Source organism: Xanthomonas sp. 3793, assembly GCF_024806835.1.
GTDB lineage: Bacteria > Pseudomonadota > Gammaproteobacteria > Xanthomonadales > Xanthomonadaceae > Xanthomonas > Xanthomonas arboricola_F.
This window is the reverse complement of the sequence record NZ_JANTYU010000003.1, coordinates 364,033-382,271: the sequence shown is the minus strand read 5'-3', so window position 1 is coordinate 382,271 and position 18,239 is coordinate 364,033. Positions and strand designations below refer to the sequence as shown.

Genomic DNA, 18,239 nt, shown 5'->3' with positions numbered 1-18,239 from the left:
ACGCGTCGGTGCATCAACTGCCCCTTTCCCCGCGGGTGAGGGGGTGAGGTGAGGGTACCGAGCGGATCCCCGGAGCCGCTTCAACTGCACGGTGGCTGCGCCCCTCCCCGCATCCACCCCTTCGGGGCAACTTCGCCCAAAAGGTGAAGGAACAGGCGTGTGGCGTCGCGCTACAGCCCCGCTTCCCGCAGGAGAGGGGTGAGGGTACGGATCAAGCGCAGTCCATCGGATCCCCGGTATCGGGCTTCAACAGCGCACGACCGCGAAGGTATCGGCGCTGGAGCACCCTTCCGTCCGCCCCGGCGCATTCCTCCAACGGCAGACCAGGCGCGGCAGCGTCGCGTCCCTCTCCTTGCGGCCTTCCACAAAGCCACAGGCCCGGGAACATCTCCGTCGTCCGGTCGACCGGCGTTTCCTCCTCCTCTACCGAAGCGTTTGCGCCCAACCTGTTCCATTGCTGCTACAGCACGCCCGGCACAAAGTGTGCCAAATCCGTTACACCGCTCGCGTGGCATTCACTGCGTCCATACAAAGCCCTGACACCGCAAGGTGCTGCGACGCAACAGCGCGCTGGCACGCGCTGTGCTCTGTCCTCTCGCGGTACCCACCCGTTTGCGCCGCCGTTGCGTGCCTCAAACGCCCGTGGCTGTTCGTTCGATTGGATTGTTCACCGAGAGGGGTAGACGCATATGCACCAATCTTCCTGTCGCAGCATCCGCAGCGGCGCGTTGCTGATGCTTGCGCTGAGCGCCGCACTGGCCGGCTGCAAGAAAGACACGCCGGCCGAAACCGCAGCGCCCGCACCTGCAGCCACACCCGCCGCCGCGCCGCCCGCCGCCGCCGTGGTCGATACCGATAGCGAATTCACCGCCAACGCCAGCAACGCGGACAACTGGGGTGGCGTCGGTCGCGATTTCGCGCTCACTCGCCATAGCCCGCTGGCCGAAATCAACCGCGACAACGTCAAGAACCTGAAGATGTCGTGGGAGATGAAAACCGACGCCACGCGCGGCCACGAAGGCCAGCCGCTGGTGATCGGCAGCATCATGTACATGGTCAGCGCGTATCCGAACAACGTGTTCGCGATCGATCTGGCGGCGCAGGACGACGGCGGCAAGGTGTTGTGGAAATACACCCCGCAGCAGGACGAACGCTCGGTGGCGGTGGCCTGCTGCGATACCGTCAACCGCGGTGCGTCGTATGCCGATGGCAAGCTGGTGTTCGGCAGCCTGAGCGGCGATGTGATCGCGCTCGATGCCAAGACCGGCAAGGAAGTGTGGAAGCAGAAACTCGCGCACCCGGACAAGGGCGAAACCATCACCATGGCGCCGATCATCGCCGACGGTAAAGTGGTGGCCGGCATCAGCGGCAACGAGTTCGGCGTGCTCGGGCGCGTGGCCGCCTACAACCTGTCCGATGGCAAGCAGGCGTGGTCCTGCGATGCGGCCGGTACCGACAAGGCGATCTGCCTGGGCCCGGACTTCAACAAGGCCAATCCGCAGCATGGCCAGCTCGGCGACCTGGGCGTCAAGACCTTCCCCAATGACGAATGGAAGCGAGGTGGCGGCGCGGCCTGGGGCTGGTACAGCTATGACCCGAAGTTGAAGCTGGTCTATTACGGCACCGGCAATCCCGGCCTGTGGAGCCCGTCGTATCGCTGCGGCAAGACCTCGCATGAGGAATGCAACAACGGCGAGCACGACAACAAGTGGTCGATGACGCTGTTCGCGCGCAAGATCGATACCGGCGAAGCGGTGTGGGGCTACCAGAAAACCCCGTTCGACCAGTGGGATTACGACGGCATCAACGAGCCGATCCTGGTCGACCTGACCATCGACGGCAAGCAGGTTCCGTCGGTGGTGCAGTTCGACCGCAACGGCTTTGCCTACGTGCTCGATCGCCGCGATGGCACCTTGCTGCGCGCGCACAAGTTCGTGCCGGCCAACTGGGCCGAACGCATCGACATGAAGACCGGCCGGCCGGTGAAGGTGGCCGCGCATTCGCCGCTGGAGCGCGGCAAGAAGGTACAGGCGTTCCCCTCGGCGATGGGTGGCAAGGACCAGCAGCCGTGCTCGGTGGATCCGGCCAACTCCGCAGTGTTCTTCTGCGGCACCAACAACTGGCACATGGAGCTGGAACCGCAGGAACGCGGCAACACCATGATGGGCCTGCCCTACGTGTTCGCCAACGTGATGATGAAGCCCAACGAGCCCGGTGCGCTGGGCATCGTCAAGGCCTTCGATGTGGTGGAAGGCAAGTCCAAGTGGGAGATCAAGGAGAAGTTCCCGGTGTGGAGCGGCACCCTGGTCACCGATGGCGGGCTGGTGTTCTACGGCACGCTGGATGGCTGGTTCCGTGCAGTGGACAAGGACACCGGCAAGAAGCTGTGGGAGATGAAGCTGCCGTCCGGCATCATCGGCAACCCGATAGCCTACAAGGCCAACGGCCACCAGTACGTGGCGGTGTTCTCGGGTATCGGCGGCTGGATCGGCCTGCCGGTCGCCGCAGGTCTGGATCCGTCCGATCCGTACGGCGCGCTGGGGGCCGCCGGGCTGGCGTTCGGCGCCGGCTTCGACAAGATCCCGCTCGGCGGCATGGTGCATACCTTCCGTCTCGATGGCGCCGGCAAGACAGTGACCGCCAGTGCCACCGCCACTGCGGCCGCCGGCGGCGGCACCGCCAACGCAGCAGCGAAGACGGCACGATGAGATCCACGCAAGGCGTTGGACGCGCACGTCGGCAGAGCCCTGCCGGCGTGCGCGGCATGACCTGGCACCTGCGCAAGGTGCTGGTGGTTTGCAGCCTCGGACTCGTCGCCGCAGGTTGCACACGCGAGCCGTCTTCACCGGCGGCTCGCGCTTCTGATTCCGGGGCGGCGCCCACATCGGCGCCTGCATCCACGACAGCGCCAGCCTCCGCGCAAATGCCGGCCAACACGCCGCCAGCGGCACCCGATCCCACGGCGCTGCGCGTCTGCGCCGACCCGGGCAACATGCCGTTGTCCAACAAGGCCGGCGAAGGCTTCCAGAACAAGATTGCGCAAGTCGTCGCCGATGCCATGGGCCGGCGCCTGGAATACGAATGGCGCACCTATTACCAGCGCGGGCTGGCGCGCAGCACCATCACTGCCGGCCGCTGCGATCTGCTGATGGATCTCAACAGCGATTTCGAGCAAGGCCTGACCACGCGCCCGCTGTACCGCTCGACCTACGTGCTGGTCACGCGCAAGGGTTTGAATCTGGTGCCCGCATCGCTGGACGATCCGGCGCTGAAAAAACTGCGGCTGGGCGTGTTTCAAAGCTCGCCCGCCCGCCAGGCGCTCTACGAGCACGGCATCAGTGGTGAGGTGCAATACCTGTTCTACGACTCGGCCACCGCGCCGGAAGAACATCCGGGCAAGCTGGTGGAGCGTGTGGCCGCCAACGAACTGGATGCGGCCGAATCCTGGGGCCCGGTCGCCGGTTACTACGCCGCACGCAGCAGCCTGGGCGTGGTGCCGTTGAACACCATCGACGATGCGGTGCTGGAATATTCGATGGCATGGGCGGTATCGCGCAAGAACGCCGCACTACGCGATGCATTGAACACCGCGCTGCAGGACAACGCCGCCAAGATCGCCGAGATCCTGCGCAGCTATCACGTGCCGCTGGTGCGCTGCAGCGACTGCATCGTGGCTGGCGACCTGCCATCGCACGGGCCTTACGTCACACCGGCTTCCGCATCGACCGCGCGCAGTCCTGCCGCCTCGTCGCAGGAGCTGGCGCAGTTGCAGTTACGCATTGCCGATGGTGCAGACCCCAACCAGGAGCTGGCGCATGCGCTGGATGCCGGCGATGCAGTGCGTGCGGCGTGGTTGCTGCGGCATGGCGCCGATGCCAACACGCCCAACTTGCTCGGTGAGCCGCCATTGCATCAGGCCATCCGCAATCAGGAACCGGATCTGGTCGGGCTGTTGCTGGATGCCGGTGCGCGCCTGGAGGCGCGCGATGCCAGTGGCTGGACTGCGCTGATGAAAGCCGCGTGGGCCAATGATGCCGATAGCGTGACCCGGCTAGTGGGCAAGCGCGCGCTGGTCGATACGGTGTCCGGCGATGGCTGGAGCGCACTGGATCTGGCGGTCTCGTATGCCGACGCCAGCGTGGTGCAGGCTTTGCTGGCGGCGGGGGCGAACGTCAGGCGAGCCAATGCCAAGGGATTCACGCCGGTGATGTTTGCGGTGGCGCGCGACGACCCCGCCATCCTCGATGCGCTGCTCGCGCGCGGCGCCGATGTGGGACATGCAAACCAGGCCGGCGTCACCGCCCTGATGCTGGCCGCAGCGGCCGGACGCGAGGACGTCGCCAAGCGTCTGCTGGCGGCCGGTGCCGACCCGGCGGCGCGCAACCGCGATGGCAAGACTGCTGCGACATTGGCACAGGACCGTGGCGATGCCGCGTTGGCTGCGCTCCTCAGCGAGGCCAGGCGCCCCTCCAGACGCTGACTGTTTCATCCGCCGCGTGCACGGGGTGCGCGGCGTTCCCTCCGATCAGAAAGGTTCGTTCATGCGCAAGTCCACTGTGGGTTGTATCGATCGTTCCATGCGCATGCCGGTCTGTGCGTTGTTGCTCAGCACACTGCTGGCTGCGTGCGGAAAAGAGGCTCCGCCGGCACCGGCATCCGACGCGCCGCCACCACCGGCCGCCAGCGCGCCCGCACCGGCGGCCGATGCCACCGCGCCACCTCCGTCCGCAGCTGCACCCGCGGCAATGCCCAATCCGGCCGCAGGGCCCGCGCCCGACCCGGCCACGCCAGCCGCACCGCCGGCCACGGTGACGCCGATTGCGAAGGGGCCGGAGGTCAAGGTTACGCCTGAACTGATTGCCGAAGGCAAGAAGATCTATTTCTCTGCCGGCTGCAACGCCTGCCACGGCGGCACCGGGGGCGGTGGCATGTGCCCGCCGCTGACCAACGACATCTGGGTCTACGGCAGCGATGACGACACCCTGCGCACGCTGATCAGCGAAGGCACCGCGGCCATGATCACGCACGGCAAGACCCGCATCGGGCACGAAAAAGTCGTGGGGCAGATGCCGCCGTTCGCGCCGGTGCTCAAGCCGGGCGACACCGAAAAACTGCTGGCTTTCATCCATTCGATCAACAAGACCGCGGGCAAGGCGCAATGAAGCAAGGCGCACTGCGCTCGGCACCCGGTCGCTGGCAGCGCGCCTGTGCGGTGATTGCATCGGGCGCGTTGCTGCTGATCGCCGGTTGCCAGCGCGATGCTGCTGCCCCGGCAGCCACAGCGTCCGCGTCTGCGGCTGCATCCAGCAGTGCGGCACCGGCGCCGTCAGCGGTGTTGGCCTACGTGCCCAACCAGCGTAGCGGCACGGTGTCGGTGATCGACACCGGCACCGATACGGTGGTGCGCACCCTCACCGCGCAAGGCCAGCTCGGCAAGCGCCTGCAACAGGTGTTGCCCGGCCCGCAGGGGCACCTGTATCTGATCGATGCCGAGCACCACCGTTTGATCGAACTCGACACCGCCAAGGACGCGGTATTGCGGCAAGTGGACATCGGCGAAAACGCCGAAGGCATCGCGCTGTCGCCGGATGGCAAGCAGTTTGCGGTGTGCGTGGAAGGGCAGAATCAGGTGATGCTGATCGACGCGGCGCAGTTCCGCGTGCAGCAGGTCATCGCCACGCGTGGGCAGGCGCCGGAGCATTGCGCGTATACCCCCGATGGGCAATGGCTGCTCACCAGCAACGAAGGCTCCAACGACATGGACATGATCGAGCTGGCCACGCATCAGTCGCGCGGTGTGGTCGCCACCAGCGGGCATCCCCGCGGCATGGCGTTCGCACCGGACGGCCGCAGCGTCTATATCGCGCAGGAAACCGCCAACGTAGTGGATGTGATCGACCTGCAGACCCGCACGCGCCGTGCCAGTCTGCCGGCCGGCGTGCGCACCGCCGGCGTGACGCTCTCGGCCGACGGCACGCGGTTGTACGCATCCAACGGCGGTGCCGGCACGGTCAGCGTGATCGATACCGGCAGCGCGCGCAGCCTGGCCGAGATCGCGGTCGGATTACGGCCCTGGAATCCGGCGCTCACGCCGGCCGGCGACAAGTTGTATGTGGCCAATGGACGCTCCAACACGGTGAGCGTGATCGATACCGGCAGCTTGCGCGAACTCAAACAGATCCCTGTCGGCGAACTGCCGTGGGGCGTGGTCATCGCGCGCTGAGCGGCGGCCATGCCCAGACGCGCCGGGGAGGCGGGATGAAGACACGCGCTGCGGTGGCCTGGGGGCCGAATCAACCGCTGAGCATCGAAGAGGTGGATCTGCAGCCGCCGCGCCCCGGCGAAGTGCTGGTGCGGTTGGTTGCCACCGGCATCTGCCACGGCGATGCGCATGCGCTGGCGCACGGGCATGCGAGCAGCTTTCCGGCAATCCTGGGGCAGGAGGGCGCGGGGATTGTCGAAGACGTGGGCATTGGCGTGACCAGCGTGCGTGCCGGCGATCACGTCATCCCGCTGTACATGCCCGAATGCGGCGTCTGCAAGTTCTGTCGCTCCGGCCGCACCAATCTGTGCCAGGCGATTCGCAGCAGTCAGGAGCGCGGCCTGATGCCCGATGGCAGCAGCCGGTTTTCGTTGAACGGGCGCCCGATCCTGCACCACATGGGCACCAGCACGTTTTCCGAATACACCGTGTTGCCGGAGATAGCGGTGGCGCGCATCCATCCGGACGCGCCACTCGACCAGGCCTGCCTGCTCGGTTGCACGGTCACCACCGGTGTAGGCGCAGTGCTCAACAGCACGCATGTGCGGCCCGGCGATTGCGTGGCGGTGTTCGGGTTGGGCGGGATCGGCTTATCGGTCATCCAGGGCGCGGTGTTGGCGCAGGCCGGGCGCATCATCGCGGTGGATATCGACCCGGGCAAATTCGCACTGGCACGCGCGCTGGGCGCCACCGATTGCCTGGATCCGCGCGACTACGGCGCGCCGATCCAGCAGGTGATCGTGGACCTCACCGATGGCGGTGCCGACCACAGCTTCGAATGCGTTGGCGATGTCGGCGCGATGCGCGCGGCGCTGGAGTGCTGCCACAAGGGCTGGGGCGAGAGCGTCATTCTCGGCGTGGCCGACGATGCGCAGGAAATCAGCACCCGCCCATTCCAGCTGGTCACCGGCCGGGTGTGGCGTGGCAGCGCGTTCGGTGGCGTGAAGGGGCGCAGCGAGTTGCCCGGTTACGTAGAGCGTTATCTGCAGGGCGACATCCAGCTGGCGCCGCTGATCACCCGCACCCTGGCATTGGACGACATCAATCAGGCGCTGGCGGATCTGCGCGCGGCGCGCGGCATCAAATCGATCGTGCGGTACTGAAGGAGACGACATGAGGTTGACACATCACCTGCCGAGGTATCGCAGCACACCGCCGCTTCGCGCCGCAGGCCATGGCCGCGACCCATTGCAACGGCATCGGCTTGCCTGCGCATGTGCAGCGCTGCTGTGCGCCGGCACGATCGGCACCGCAAGGGCAGACGACGCGCCGCAAGTCACCTGGCTGGATCGTATCGAAGTCACTGCCACGCCCATCCCCGGCACCACCATCGATGCGGCGCAACTGCCGTACATGGTGCAATCGGCGACCACTGCGGAGTTGTCGCGCGGGCGCAGTAACAACCTCGGCGATCTGCTGCAACGCCGCTTTGTCGGTGTGGATGGCAACGATGTGCAGGGCAGCGCCTTTCAGAACGACCTCACCTTCCATGGTTTTCGCGCATCGGCATTGCCGGGCGCCTCGCAAGGCGTGTCGGTCTATCTGGATGGCGTACGCGTCAACGAACCGTTCGCCGATATCGTCAGCTGGGACATGCTGCCCGAATCGGCCATCACCGCGGTCACCCTGATGCCCGGTTCCAACCCGTTGTTCGGGCCGAACACGCTCGGCGGTGCGGTGGTGCTGTCCACCGCATCCGGACTCACTGCGCCCGGATTACTGGGCGAACTCAGCATCGGCAGCGGCGCGCGCAAGCGGCTGGACGCCAGTTATGGCGTGGCCGGTGGCGATGGCTGGCATGGCTTTATCGCAGTCACCGGCTTCGACGAAAACGGCTGGCGCGATGCGTCCGAAGGACGCCTGGGCACGGTGTTCGGCAAGCTCGGCCGGCAAGGCGATGACACCGACTGGAGCCTGTCGCTGCTGCACGGGCGTAGCCGCCTGATCGGCAATGGGCTGCTGCCCGATACCAGCTACACCGACGAAGGACCCGAGCCAGGCTTGTACCGTGCCGACCGCCGTGCGGTGTATACCTCGCCCGATCTCACCCGCAATCGCAATACGCTGCTGACGGCGCAGCTGGACCACCGGTTCGATGCGGACACCGCGCTGCATGCGCTGGCGTACTCGCGGGCTGGCCGGCGCGACACCGTCAACGGCGACATCGGCGAAGACTACGAAGAATTCGTCGAAGAATGCGCCTCCGGCTACGCCGCCGACGGCAGTGCGCTGGACGCCGATTGCGAGGTGACGCGCGCCGATGCCGATGCGCTGCATACCGGCGCCCTCAATACCACCCAGATGCGTCAGCAAGCGCAGGGGCTTGCGATCAACCTGAGCAAGCAATGGGCGGCGCATGCGCTCAGTGCCGGCGTCACCTTCGACCGCGGCCATGTGCGTTACCGGCAATTCGCCCGCGATGGCTGGGTGCAGCCGGACAGGTCGGTGCTGGCAGACGCCGACGCCGAGCGCGCGTTCTTCTCTGGCGTGCGCGGCAGCACCAAGACGCTGGGTGCGTTTGTCGCAGACACCTGGGAACTGGACGCCGCCACCCACCTCACCGCCGCGGTGCGCTGGAACCGGGTGGTGGTGGACAATATCCTGTCCACCGCCGAGGACGGCGACCGCCCACGCGAGCGCTTCGTCTATGCCAAGGCCAACCCGTCGCTGGGGCTCACCCATCGGCTGGAGTCCGGCCTCACCGTGTATGGCTCGGTGGCGCAGAACACACGCGCGCCGACCGCCATCGAGCTGGGTTGCGCCGACCCCACCCAGCCGTGCCGGCTGCCGACCGGCCTGCAGGCCGACCCGCGCCTGGAGCAGATCGTCTCGCGGACCGTCGAGCTGGGCGCGCGCTGGTCGCCATGGGCCGACAGCAACGCGACGGTGTCGGTGTACCGCGCCGACAATCGCGACGACATCCTGTTCTTGCGTGCGCCGGATACGCAGCTGGGCTATTTCGATAACGTCGGCCGCACCCGCTATCAGGGCGTGGACGCTGCGCTGCACCTGCGCAGCGGCGATTGGCAATGGTCTGCCGGGTACAGCTATCTGGACGCGACCTACCGCAGCAGCGGCGAACTGCTGTCCGGCGAACGCGTGATCACGTTGCGGCCCGGCTTGCGGATCGCCGCGCTGCCCCGGCATAACCTCAAGCTCGGCGTGGAATGGCAGCGCGATGCGCTGACCCTGGGCGCCGGCGTGCGTGCGGTGTCCGGACGCGTGGCCAGCGGCAACGAGGATGGGCAGGTCGACAATCCCGAGGACGGCGAGCCGGCACCCGAGCGCATCGACATCGGCACCGCCGGCTATGCGCTGGTCGACCTGCAGGCGCGTTGGCAAGTCAGTGACCGACTATCGCTGTTTGCGCGCGTCGACAATGTCTTCAACCGCCGCTACGCGACCTATGCGGCTGTGGCCGAAGACGTGTTTCCCGATGGCGAACTGGCGCGCCCGCAAGATGCACCAGTGGAAACCGGCCCGGCGCGGTTTCTCGCGCCGGGCGTACCGCGGCAGTATCTGATCGGGTTGCGTTGGGCGTTATGAGTTGGGCTGAGATTGGGGATTGGTGAGTCGCAACGGGTGAGCCAAAAACCGCGCTTGGCGTGATCTGGATGGTCCCAAGCCGCGCTGGTCGAGGGCGCGATGCCCTCACCGCTCGCAGGGACACGCCGCGAACCATCTCCGGGGACTCGGTGGCGGCATCCATGCCGCCACACGGTCCTGCAATCGGTGAGGACGCCGCACCAGACAGATTGCTGGCTGCTTTACTGAAAATCCTGCACACCGACCATCTTGACAGGTCCTTGCCCGCTCAGCGTCGCGGGACCTTACGCGGCATGGATGCCGCGTAAGAGCTTACATGGACGTACTTGCAGCGTGTCCCGCGATGGTGAGCGGGCAAGGGCCCTGCAGCAAACTCGCAGCGTTGCGGGCGCGGTGCCCTCACCGCTTGCGGGACACGCCGTAAACCCGTCCCTGGGGACCGTGTGGCGGCATCCATGTCGCCAACGGTCCCGCAAGCGGCGAGGACACCGCACCAGACAGATTGCTGGCAGCTTTACTGAAAATCCTGCACACCGACCATTTCGACAGGTCCTTGCCCGCCCACCGTCGCGGGACCTTACGCGGCATGGATGCCGCGTAAGAGCTTACAGGGGCGTATTTACAGCGTGTCCCACGATGGTGAGCGGGCAAGGGGCCATGCAGCAAAGCCACAGATCATCCGCTCCGCAATCGCGGCATGTACGGAGTGCATGCCGCACCGAGCAACGGCGTTGCCCGGCTGATGGCGAAGAAGGAGTTTTCTGAGCGCTCCAATTACCAGCGCTGAGAGACGCTGCCTTGGCTTTTACGAATCCCCAATTTCCAATCCCGAATCACCGCTCCCGAATCACCGCTCCCGATCAGCCCGTATCCAACCCATGCTTGCGCAGCTTGCGATACAGCGTGTTGCGGCTGATGCCGAGTGCGTCGGCGGTGCGGCTGACATTCCAGCGATGGCGCTCGAGTTGTTGCTGCAACACCAGGCGTTCGGCCTGATCCAGGGCCACCCGGCCCGGCATGTCGTCGGCGGCGACTGCGCGCGCATCGACCAGGCACGGCGCGCTGCCGGCATCGACGATTTCCTGCGGCAGGTTCGGCAGGCGGATCACGCCGTCGCTGCACAACACTGCCGCCGTGCGCAGCACATTGCGGAGCTGGCGCAGGTTGCCCGGCCAGGCGTAGCTGAGCAGTTTGTGCATCGCCTCTTCGCTGATGCGCACGCTGTGCTCTGCGTTTTCTTCGCGCAGCAAGGTGCGGATCAACTCGGCTTTGTCGCTACGCTCGCGCAGCGGAGGCAGATGCAATACCACGCCGTTTAGCCGGTAGTACAAGTCCTCGCGGAACTCGCCTGCGGCCACGCGTTGCGCCAGGTCGCGATGGCTTGCGCTGATGACGTGCAGCTCCAGCGGCACTGCACGTTCGCTACCCAGCGGAGTGACGCATTGTTCTTCCAGCACACGCAGCAGGCGGCTCTGCAAGGGCAGCGGCATATCGCCGATTTCGTCCAGAAACAGCGTGCCGCCGCTGGCCTGCAGCAATTTGCCATGCCGCCCTTCCCGCGCGGCATCGGTGAATGCACCGCGCGCGTAGCCGAATAACTCGCTTTCGATCAACGCTTCTGGAATGGCGGCGCAATTGATCGCGACAAATGCGCCGCTGGCCCAGGGCGAACCACGGTGCACCGCCTTGGCGAACTCCTCCTTGCCGGTGCCGGTGTCGCCACGCAGCAGGATCGAGACGCGATGCGCTGCCAATTTCAGCGCATTGGCGAGGTTGTGGCGCATGCGCGGGTCCGAGCCAACGTGCTCGCCGGGTTGCAGGTCCGAGTCCGGTGCGGCCTGCGCCGGCCCGCCTACCGCCGGTAGCGCCGGGCGCGCACGTGGCGGGCGCACCAGCGCATAGAAGCGCCGCCCGTGGCAGGCGCAGCGGATCGACCACAAGGTGCCTGCGTCGCTGCCGGCACGGTGTTCGATGGTGTCGAAATCAAGCTGCATCACCTGCGAGATGTCGCGGCCCACCAACTGGCTGCGGTCGATCTTGCCCAACTGCTCCAGTACCGCCTCGTTGACCGCCAGTACGCGGCCGTCGGCCCCGATGGCGATCAGCGCTTCATGCAACAACCCGGCGAATTCAGGGCGGCTATGAAAGCGCAGGATGAAGGCGTGGCCGAATTGATTGAGGAAATGCGAGCGCGAAATCTGCGCGGCCGACATGCTCACCAGCGCCACGGTGTGACGCTGGATCTGCTTGCTGTCCTGCGCGTTGGGGCTGGACGCATCCAGCACCGCCAGCAGCCCGCCGTGCGGGTCCAGGATCGGCGCGCCGCTGCACGACAGCGGCAGGTGTCGGGTCAGGTAGTGCTCGCCGCGATGCACGCTGACGGCGGTGCGCTCGGCCGCGCAGGTGCCCAGGCCATTGGTTCCCTGATGGCATTCGGCCCAGCTGGCCCCGCACAGCAGCCCTGCCTGGCGAAACTCGCGCAGCAGTGTGGAGTCGTGCACGCTGTGCAGCACGGTGGCCTCGGCATCGCCAAAGATCACCGCGTACCCGCTGCCCGCGATCTGCTCGTACAGGTTTTCCATTTCCACCTTGGCGATACGCAACACCTCGCCCAGGCGCTGCTGGCGCTCGCGCACATGCAGGGCGTCGTGCACCAACGGCTCTGGCGTCGCCTCGGGCAGCAGCGCGTAGTCGTCCAGACAGCGCCGCCACGATCGCGACAGCGGCGCCGCCAATGGCGCAATGTCGCGCAGCCGTCTGATCTGCCGGAGCACATCCGGTTCGATCTCCGGCAGGGTGATGGAGGAAGCGGCGACAACGCTTGGCTCGGACATGGGCCAGCGTTCCTCAGTGGGCGCGAAGCGTCAGTAAAGGCACAAACCGGACGTATGCTCAAACCGCATTGCAGCAAACTGCAACGCGCGGCGTGCCGGACAAGCTCTTCAGGCTGGCGGCCAGGGCGTTTGCGGCGCGGCGGCGGCCGCTGGCGCGCGTCGTTTCCAGGACGGCTGACATGCCCTTGTTGGCGGCGTGAGAAGGCGACGGTGGCGCCCAAGGCGCATGGTTTGCGCGCCAACGGCGCAAGGGCAGGCCGGGGCGGCGTGTGGGCTGGAGCGAAGGTGTGTTTCGACGCGTGTGTGCCGGCCGGCCGCATCACAGGGCGCGCGAACCCTCATCCGCCCCTGCGGGCACCTTCTCCCGGCGGGAGAAGGCAGCGTTCTCCCTAACGTTATGAAACCCCTGGGGCGGCGATCCGCGCTAGCCCGCCGCGTCGTGCCCGCAGAGTTTGATGTTGGTGCGCGCGGCGCGGATCACCCCCAGGTAATCGTCGACGATGGCCGGACTCATGCCGTCGGCGATGGCCTCGTCGCTGCGGTTGGCGTCGCCGCGATAAGGGGCCAGTGTCTGCAGGCATCCCGCATCGTCGCCGAGCCTGTGCTGGGTGATCGCGTAGTCGTTGCGGATCGCGCCTTCGTCGCTGAAGCTGGAGGTCGCCAGGCAGCTGCGGTAGAGCGGCGCCAGCGTCGCCTCTGCTTTGGCGTAGTCCTTGCGGTCGTAGAGCGACTGGAACGCCGTGCGCGTGCGCTGCACGGCGGTCGGCTCGCAGGCTGCCGCCAGCGGCAGGTAATCGCCCTCGAAGCTGCCGTTGCCGCCGCAATACTCCCGGCAGGCGTGCTCGCTGCCGGTCGCGGCACGGATCGCGGCACCGGCGCCGGTCTTGGCGATCTCCAGGGTGCAGGATCCTGGCTGGTCCCCGTCGTACACCGCCGCTTGGGTGCCACGCAGCTTGCCGCTGAAGCTGCAGCTGGCATCGGCATTGAGCGTTTCCAGCGAGAAGCCGGAGGTGCCTTGCGTATCGGGTTCTATCGTGAGCTGGCCCCAGCCGTGCTCGGTGGCGTAGTGGCCGGGCGCAGGCCGCGCCGCCGCCACGGTGCTCGCAGGCGTGGTGGCGGCAGCGGCGGGCGGGGCAGTGGCACGGCTGGCGTCGACGGAAGCTGCCGCAGACGGGGAGGCCGACTGCGCCGCCTGTCCCGAGTTGCCGCATCCGCACAAGGCGGCGATGCACAGCGCCAGGCACAGGCGGACGGCGTTCTTGGCCGAGGTCAGGCGTCCGCTGGACGGAACAAGCGCATTTCCCACGGCATCCTCCACTGAAGCGAATGCCGCGAGCCTATGCCTGACACAGGCGGCCCGGCAAGCGGCTGCCCGGCTGTTCGCTCGGCGCGCTCCGCGCCGCTCTTACAACGCGTAACCGAACTGCTGCTTGAACTGGTCGTTGAATTCGGCGAAGTCGAAGCGCTGGTTCTGGGTGCCGGGGTGTTCCACCTTCAGCGCGCCCATCAGGTTGCCCATGCGCCCGATGGTCAGCCAGTCGTAGTTGTGCTGGATGCCGTAGATCAGGCCGGCGCGGAACGCATCGCCGCAGCCGGTGGGGTCGACCACGCGGCGCTCGTGCGCCGGCGGAATGTCGTAGGTCTTTTCGGGCGTGTGCACCAGTGCGCCCTTCGGCCCCTGCGTGGTGATGTAGGCCTGCACGCGCGAGACGATGTCCTTCTCGTTCCAGCCGGTGCGTTCCTGCAGCAGGTTGGACTCGTAGTCGTTGACCACCACGTAGTCGGCCTGCTCGATGAACTCACGCAGCTCCGGTCCGTTGAACAGCGGCATCGCCTGGCCGGGGTCGAAAATGAAAGGAATGCCACCGGCAGCGAACTCTTCCGCGTTCTGGATCATGCCTTCGCGCCCGTCCGGGCCGACCAGGCCCAGGGTCACGCCCGGCACGTCGCGCACGTGGTTTTCGTAGCTTCGCATCATCGCGCCCGGATGGAAGGCGGTGATCTGGTTGTTGTCGTGGTCGGTGGTGATGAACGCCTGCGGGGTGAACAGGTCGTCGATGATCTTCACCCGCGACAGGTCGATGCCCAGGGTTTCGAAGTGTTCGCGGTACGGGCCGAAATCCTGGCCCACGGTGCCCATCGGAATCGGCGCGCCGCCGAGCAGGTGCAGGTTGTAGGCGATGTTGCCGGCGCAGCCGCCGAACTCGCGGCGCATGCGCGGGACCAGGAACGACACATTCAGGATGTGCACCTTGTCCGGCAGGATGTGGTTCTTGAACTGGTCCGGAAACACCATGATGGTGTCGTAGGCGAGGGAACCACAGATCAGTGCGGACATCGAGTCAGGCCTTTGCGTAAGGAAATACCCGCCAGTTGCCGGCATGGCGGCGGGACGGCGCCAACGCCGCGGCGCAAAGGGTAACGGCTGTGATCGATCAGGGCCACAACCACGTGCCATGCCCGGCGTGACCGCCACATGAAAACCGGGCCGGAATCACCGATTTTTCCTTGCCCGCACCGGGGGGGATTGCTAGGCTAGCGGACTTCGTTTTCTGCCCAAAATTTCGCCAGTCTGGCGGCGGGCACGCGACTTACCCAGGAACAACTCCCTCGATGTTCAAGAAACTGCGCGGCATGTTCTCCAACGACCTGTCCATCGATCTGGGCACGGCCAATACGCTGATCTACGTGCGCGGACAGGGCATCGTGCTGAACGAGCCATCGGTGGTGGCGGTGCGTCAGGACCGCGCCATCGGCGGCACGCGCTCGGTGGCCGCCGTCGGCGCCGAGGCCAAGCAGATGCTCGGCCGCACCCCGGGGCACATCACCACCATCCGCCCGATGAAGGATGGCGTGATCGCCGACTTCACCTACACCGAAGCAATGCTGAAGCACTTCATCAAAAAGGTGCACAAGTCGCGCTTCCTGCGCCCCAGCCCGCGCGTGCTGGTGTGCGTGCCGGCCGGTTCCACCCAGGTGGAGCGCCGCGCGATCAAGGAATCTGCGGAAGAGGCCGGTGCGCGCGATGTGTACCTGATCGAAGAACCCATGGCCGCAGCGATCGGCGCCGGCATGCCGGTGACCGAGGCGCGCGGCTCGATGGTCATCGACATCGGCGGCGGTACCACCGAAGTGGCAGTGATCTCGCTCAACGGCATCGTCTACTCGCAGTCGGTGCGCGTGGGTGGCGACCGTTTCGACGAGTCGATCACCAACTACGTACGCCGCAACCACGGCATGCTGATCGGCGAGGCCACCGCCGAGCGCATCAAGCTGCAGATCGGTTGCGCCTACCCGCAGGACGAGGTGCAGGAGATGGAAATCTCCGGCCGTAACCTCGCCGAGGGCGTGCCGAAGATGATCAAGATCAACTCCAACGAAGTGCTCGAAGCGCTGCACGAGCCGCTGTCGGGCATCGTGTCGGCGGTCAAGCTGGCGCTGGAGCAGACCCCGCCGGAACTGTGCGCCGACGTCGCCGAGCGCGGCATCGTGCTCACCGGCGGCGGCGCGCTGCTGCGCGACCTGGACCGCCTGATCTCCGAAGAAACCGGCCTGCACGTGCAGGTGGCCGACGACCCGCTCACCTGCGTGGCCCGCGGCGGCGGCCGCGCGCTGGAGCTGGTGGACATGCATGGCAACGAGTTCTTCGCGCCGGAGTGAGGCGTTCGGGATTCGGGAGTCGGCATTGGGGATTCGCAAAGGCGGTTCCTGCCTACGGCCCGGTGGGATTGCCGCGCAGTCCCGCTGATTCACGTGTTAGCCGCATTCGCCTCGGGGCCAGCCAAGTGCTCCCCGAATCCCCAGTCCCGAATCTCCAATCCCGGCCCTGAAAGTGCCCTCCTACGCCGGTCCTCCCGTCGCCTCCCGTCCGGGCGAAGTCACCTCCACGCTGCGGCTGCTGGTCTATCTGGTGCTGGCGATCGTGCTGATCGCGCTCGATAGCCGCGGCAGCTGGCTGAGCCAGCTGCGGATGCAGGCCAATCTGCTGATCCAGCCGATCTGGGCGGTGGCCGGGTTGCCGGGGCGGATCGGCTCGCAAGTACGCGACAACGCCGCCACTCATGCGCAATTGGTGGAGGAAACCCGCGACCTGCGCAACCAGCTGCTGGTGGCCAATGCGCGCCTGACCCGGCTGCAGACCGCCGCGCTGGACAATGCGCAGCTGCGCGAGCTGCTCAACGTCGCCGAGCGCCGTGGCCTGGACGTGCAGCTGGCGCCGATCCTGGATATCGACCTGGACCCGACCCGGCAGCGTCTGCTGCTGGATGCCGGCAGCCGCGATGGCGTGCTGATGGGCCAGGCGGTGATCGATGCCGGCGGGCTGATGGGCCAGGTGATCGAAGTGACCCCGCTGCATTCGACCGTGCTGCTGCTGACCGACCCCGACCACGCGGTGCCGGTCAGCGTTGCGCGCAACGGCGTGCGCCTGATCGTCTATGGCCGCGGCGACCGTCTGGAACTGCGCGACATCCCGCTCAGTGCCGGCGTGCAGGTGGGCGATGAAATCGTGACCTCCGGCCTCGGCGGCCGCTTCCCGGCCGGCTTCCCGGTCGGCAAGGTGTCCGAACTGCATCCGGACGACACCCACGCCTTCCTGGTCGGCGAACTGACCCCGGCCGCCAAGCTCGATCGCGGCCGCGATGTGCTGCTGCTGCGCGCCGGCAAGCCGTTGCGGGTGGTGCCTGGGGCCGGGATTGGGGATTCGGGAGACGGGATTGGCAACAGCAACGGCAACGGTGTCGAGACGGCTGCCGCCAGCGCCCCAGCGAATGCGCCGGTGACCGCAACACCACGCACGCCGGCGGGCGGAGTGTCCAACCCAGCGATCGATCCAGCACGCCCGACGGCCGACACGGTATCGAGCACCGGAACCGGAACCGGAACCGCGCCGCGCACCCAGTCCGCGCCGATATCTGCCGCGCCCGGCGCGCAGCCGTCCAGCGCGCCAGCGTCCGGCCGCCCGGCCAGCACACCGGCCCGCCGTCCCGCGTCAAACGCGTCCAATATCCCGATTCCCGCATCCCGTCCCGCTCTGCCGCAGGGCGCGGCTTCCAACCAATCCCCAATCCCCAATCCCCAATCCCGTCCGTCTCCGCAGGAGACGGACCAATGACCCGCATGCGCAACACCTGGATCCTGCCGGTGAGCCTGTTCATCGCGCTGGTGCTGGGGCTGCTGCCGTTGCCGGCGGTGGTGCAGCCGCTGCGTCCGTACTGGGTGGCGCTGGTGCTGGCCTACTGGGTGATCGAGGAACCGGATCGGGTGGGCCTGGGTGTGGCTTTCGTGGCCGGTGTGCTGGCCGATCTGCTGTACGGCGGGCTGCTGGGCGAGCAGGCGCTGCGGCTGGTGATCATGACCTTCATCCTGCAGCGCTTCCGCGCGCGGATGCGCTTCTTCCCGGTCTCGCAGCAGGCGCTGGCGATCGGCGGGCTGCTGCTCAACGACCGCATCGTGTCTTCGGCGGTGCATCTGGCGATCGGCGAGCCGACCCTGCCGTGGAGCTACTGGTGGGCGCCGTTGCTGGGCATGGCGCTGTGGCCGCCGCTGTTCGTGTTGCTGGATGCGCTGCGCCTGGGCAAGCGGAGCAAGAAGTAGCC

12 protein-coding genes are annotated in these 18,239 nt (G+C 66.9%); 9 read left to right on the top strand and 3 right to left on the bottom strand.

Going from position 1 to position 18,239, the window contains the following annotated elements:
* The first annotated feature begins 689 nt into the window (after nt 1-689).
* From FHY18_RS12005 to FHY18_RS11980, 6 genes are read left to right on the top strand one after another with little or no spacing between them, the layout of a single operon-like run.
* Nucleotides 690-2,708, top strand: a complete 2,019-nt coding sequence (locus FHY18_RS12005; RefSeq protein WP_326521153.1) for a methanol/ethanol family PQQ-dependent dehydrogenase — start codon at nt 690-692, stop codon at nt 2,706-2,708.
* Nucleotides 2,705-4,480, top strand: a complete 1,776-nt coding sequence (locus FHY18_RS12000; RefSeq protein WP_259155283.1) for a quinoprotein dehydrogenase-associated putative ABC transporter substrate-binding protein — start codon at nt 2,705-2,707, stop codon at nt 4,478-4,480. The genes FHY18_RS12005 and FHY18_RS12000 overlap by 4 nt, the downstream gene beginning before the upstream one ends.
* 25 nt (nt 4,481-4,505) lie before the next feature.
* A complete protein-coding gene (locus tag FHY18_RS11995; RefSeq protein WP_259155282.1) occupies nt 4,506-5,162 on the top strand; it encodes a cytochrome c in 657 nt (218 codons plus the stop codon).
* Nucleotides 5,159-6,223, top strand: a complete 1,065-nt coding sequence (locus FHY18_RS11990) for a beta-propeller fold lactonase family protein (protein ID WP_259155281.1) — start codon at nt 5,159-5,161, stop codon at nt 6,221-6,223. Before FHY18_RS11995 ends, FHY18_RS11990 begins: the two co-directional genes overlap by 4 nt.
* 35 nt (nt 6,224-6,258) lie before the next feature.
* The gene (locus FHY18_RS11985; RefSeq protein WP_259155278.1) at nt 6,259-7,365 is read left to right on the top strand and encodes an S-(hydroxymethyl)glutathione dehydrogenase/class III alcohol dehydrogenase; all 1,107 of its coding nucleotides are present in this window, start codon (nt 6,259-6,261) and stop codon (nt 7,363-7,365) included.
* A 10-nt stretch (nt 7,366-7,375) separates the two neighbouring features.
* Nucleotides 7,376-9,808 (top strand): TonB-dependent receptor, encoded by a 2,433-nt coding sequence (locus FHY18_RS11980; protein ID WP_259155276.1) that lies wholly within the window; start codon nt 7,376-7,378, stop codon nt 9,806-9,808.
* An 860-nt stretch (nt 9,809-10,668) separates the two neighbouring features.
* Here the strand turns inward: FHY18_RS11980 and FHY18_RS11975 are convergent.
* From FHY18_RS11975 to FHY18_RS11965, 3 genes are all read right to left on the bottom strand, one after another.
* Nucleotides 10,669-12,642 (bottom strand): sigma-54-dependent Fis family transcriptional regulator, encoded by a 1,974-nt coding sequence (locus FHY18_RS11975; RefSeq protein ID WP_259155274.1) that lies wholly within the window; start codon nt 12,640-12,642, stop codon nt 10,669-10,671.
* 424 nt (nt 12,643-13,066) lie between these two features.
* A complete protein-coding gene (locus FHY18_RS11970) occupies nt 13,067-13,594 on the bottom strand; it encodes a hypothetical protein (RefSeq protein ID WP_259155969.1) in 528 nt (175 codons plus the stop codon).
* 453 nt (nt 13,595-14,047) lie between these two features.
* Complete coding sequence (locus tag FHY18_RS11965) at nt 14,048-14,980, bottom strand: carbohydrate kinase family protein (RefSeq protein WP_005990298.1); 933 nt, start codon at nt 14,978-14,980, stop codon at nt 14,048-14,050.
* Nucleotides 14,981-15,255: 275 nt separating this feature from the next.
* On the opposite strand from FHY18_RS11965, the gene FHY18_RS11960 reads away from it, so the two are divergent.
* The 3 genes from FHY18_RS11960 to mreD all read left to right on the top strand — a co-directional run bounded on the left by FHY18_RS11960 (nt 15,256) and on the right by mreD (nt 18,237).
* Nucleotides 15,256-16,302 (top strand): rod shape-determining protein, encoded by a 1,047-nt coding sequence (locus FHY18_RS11960; protein WP_003482734.1) that lies wholly within the window; start codon nt 15,256-15,258, stop codon nt 16,300-16,302.
* 172 nt (nt 16,303-16,474) lie between these two features.
* The gene (gene mreC, locus FHY18_RS11955) at nt 16,475-17,755 is read left to right on the top strand and encodes a rod shape-determining protein MreC (RefSeq protein WP_259155272.1); all 1,281 of its coding nucleotides are present in this window, start codon (nt 16,475-16,477) and stop codon (nt 17,753-17,755) included.
* The gene (gene mreD / locus FHY18_RS11950; protein ID WP_259155271.1) at nt 17,752-18,237 is read left to right on the top strand and encodes a rod shape-determining protein MreD; all 486 of its coding nucleotides are present in this window, start codon (nt 17,752-17,754) and stop codon (nt 18,235-18,237) included. Before mreC ends, mreD begins: the two co-directional genes overlap by 4 nt.
* Nucleotides 18,238-18,239 lie beyond the last annotated feature (2 nt).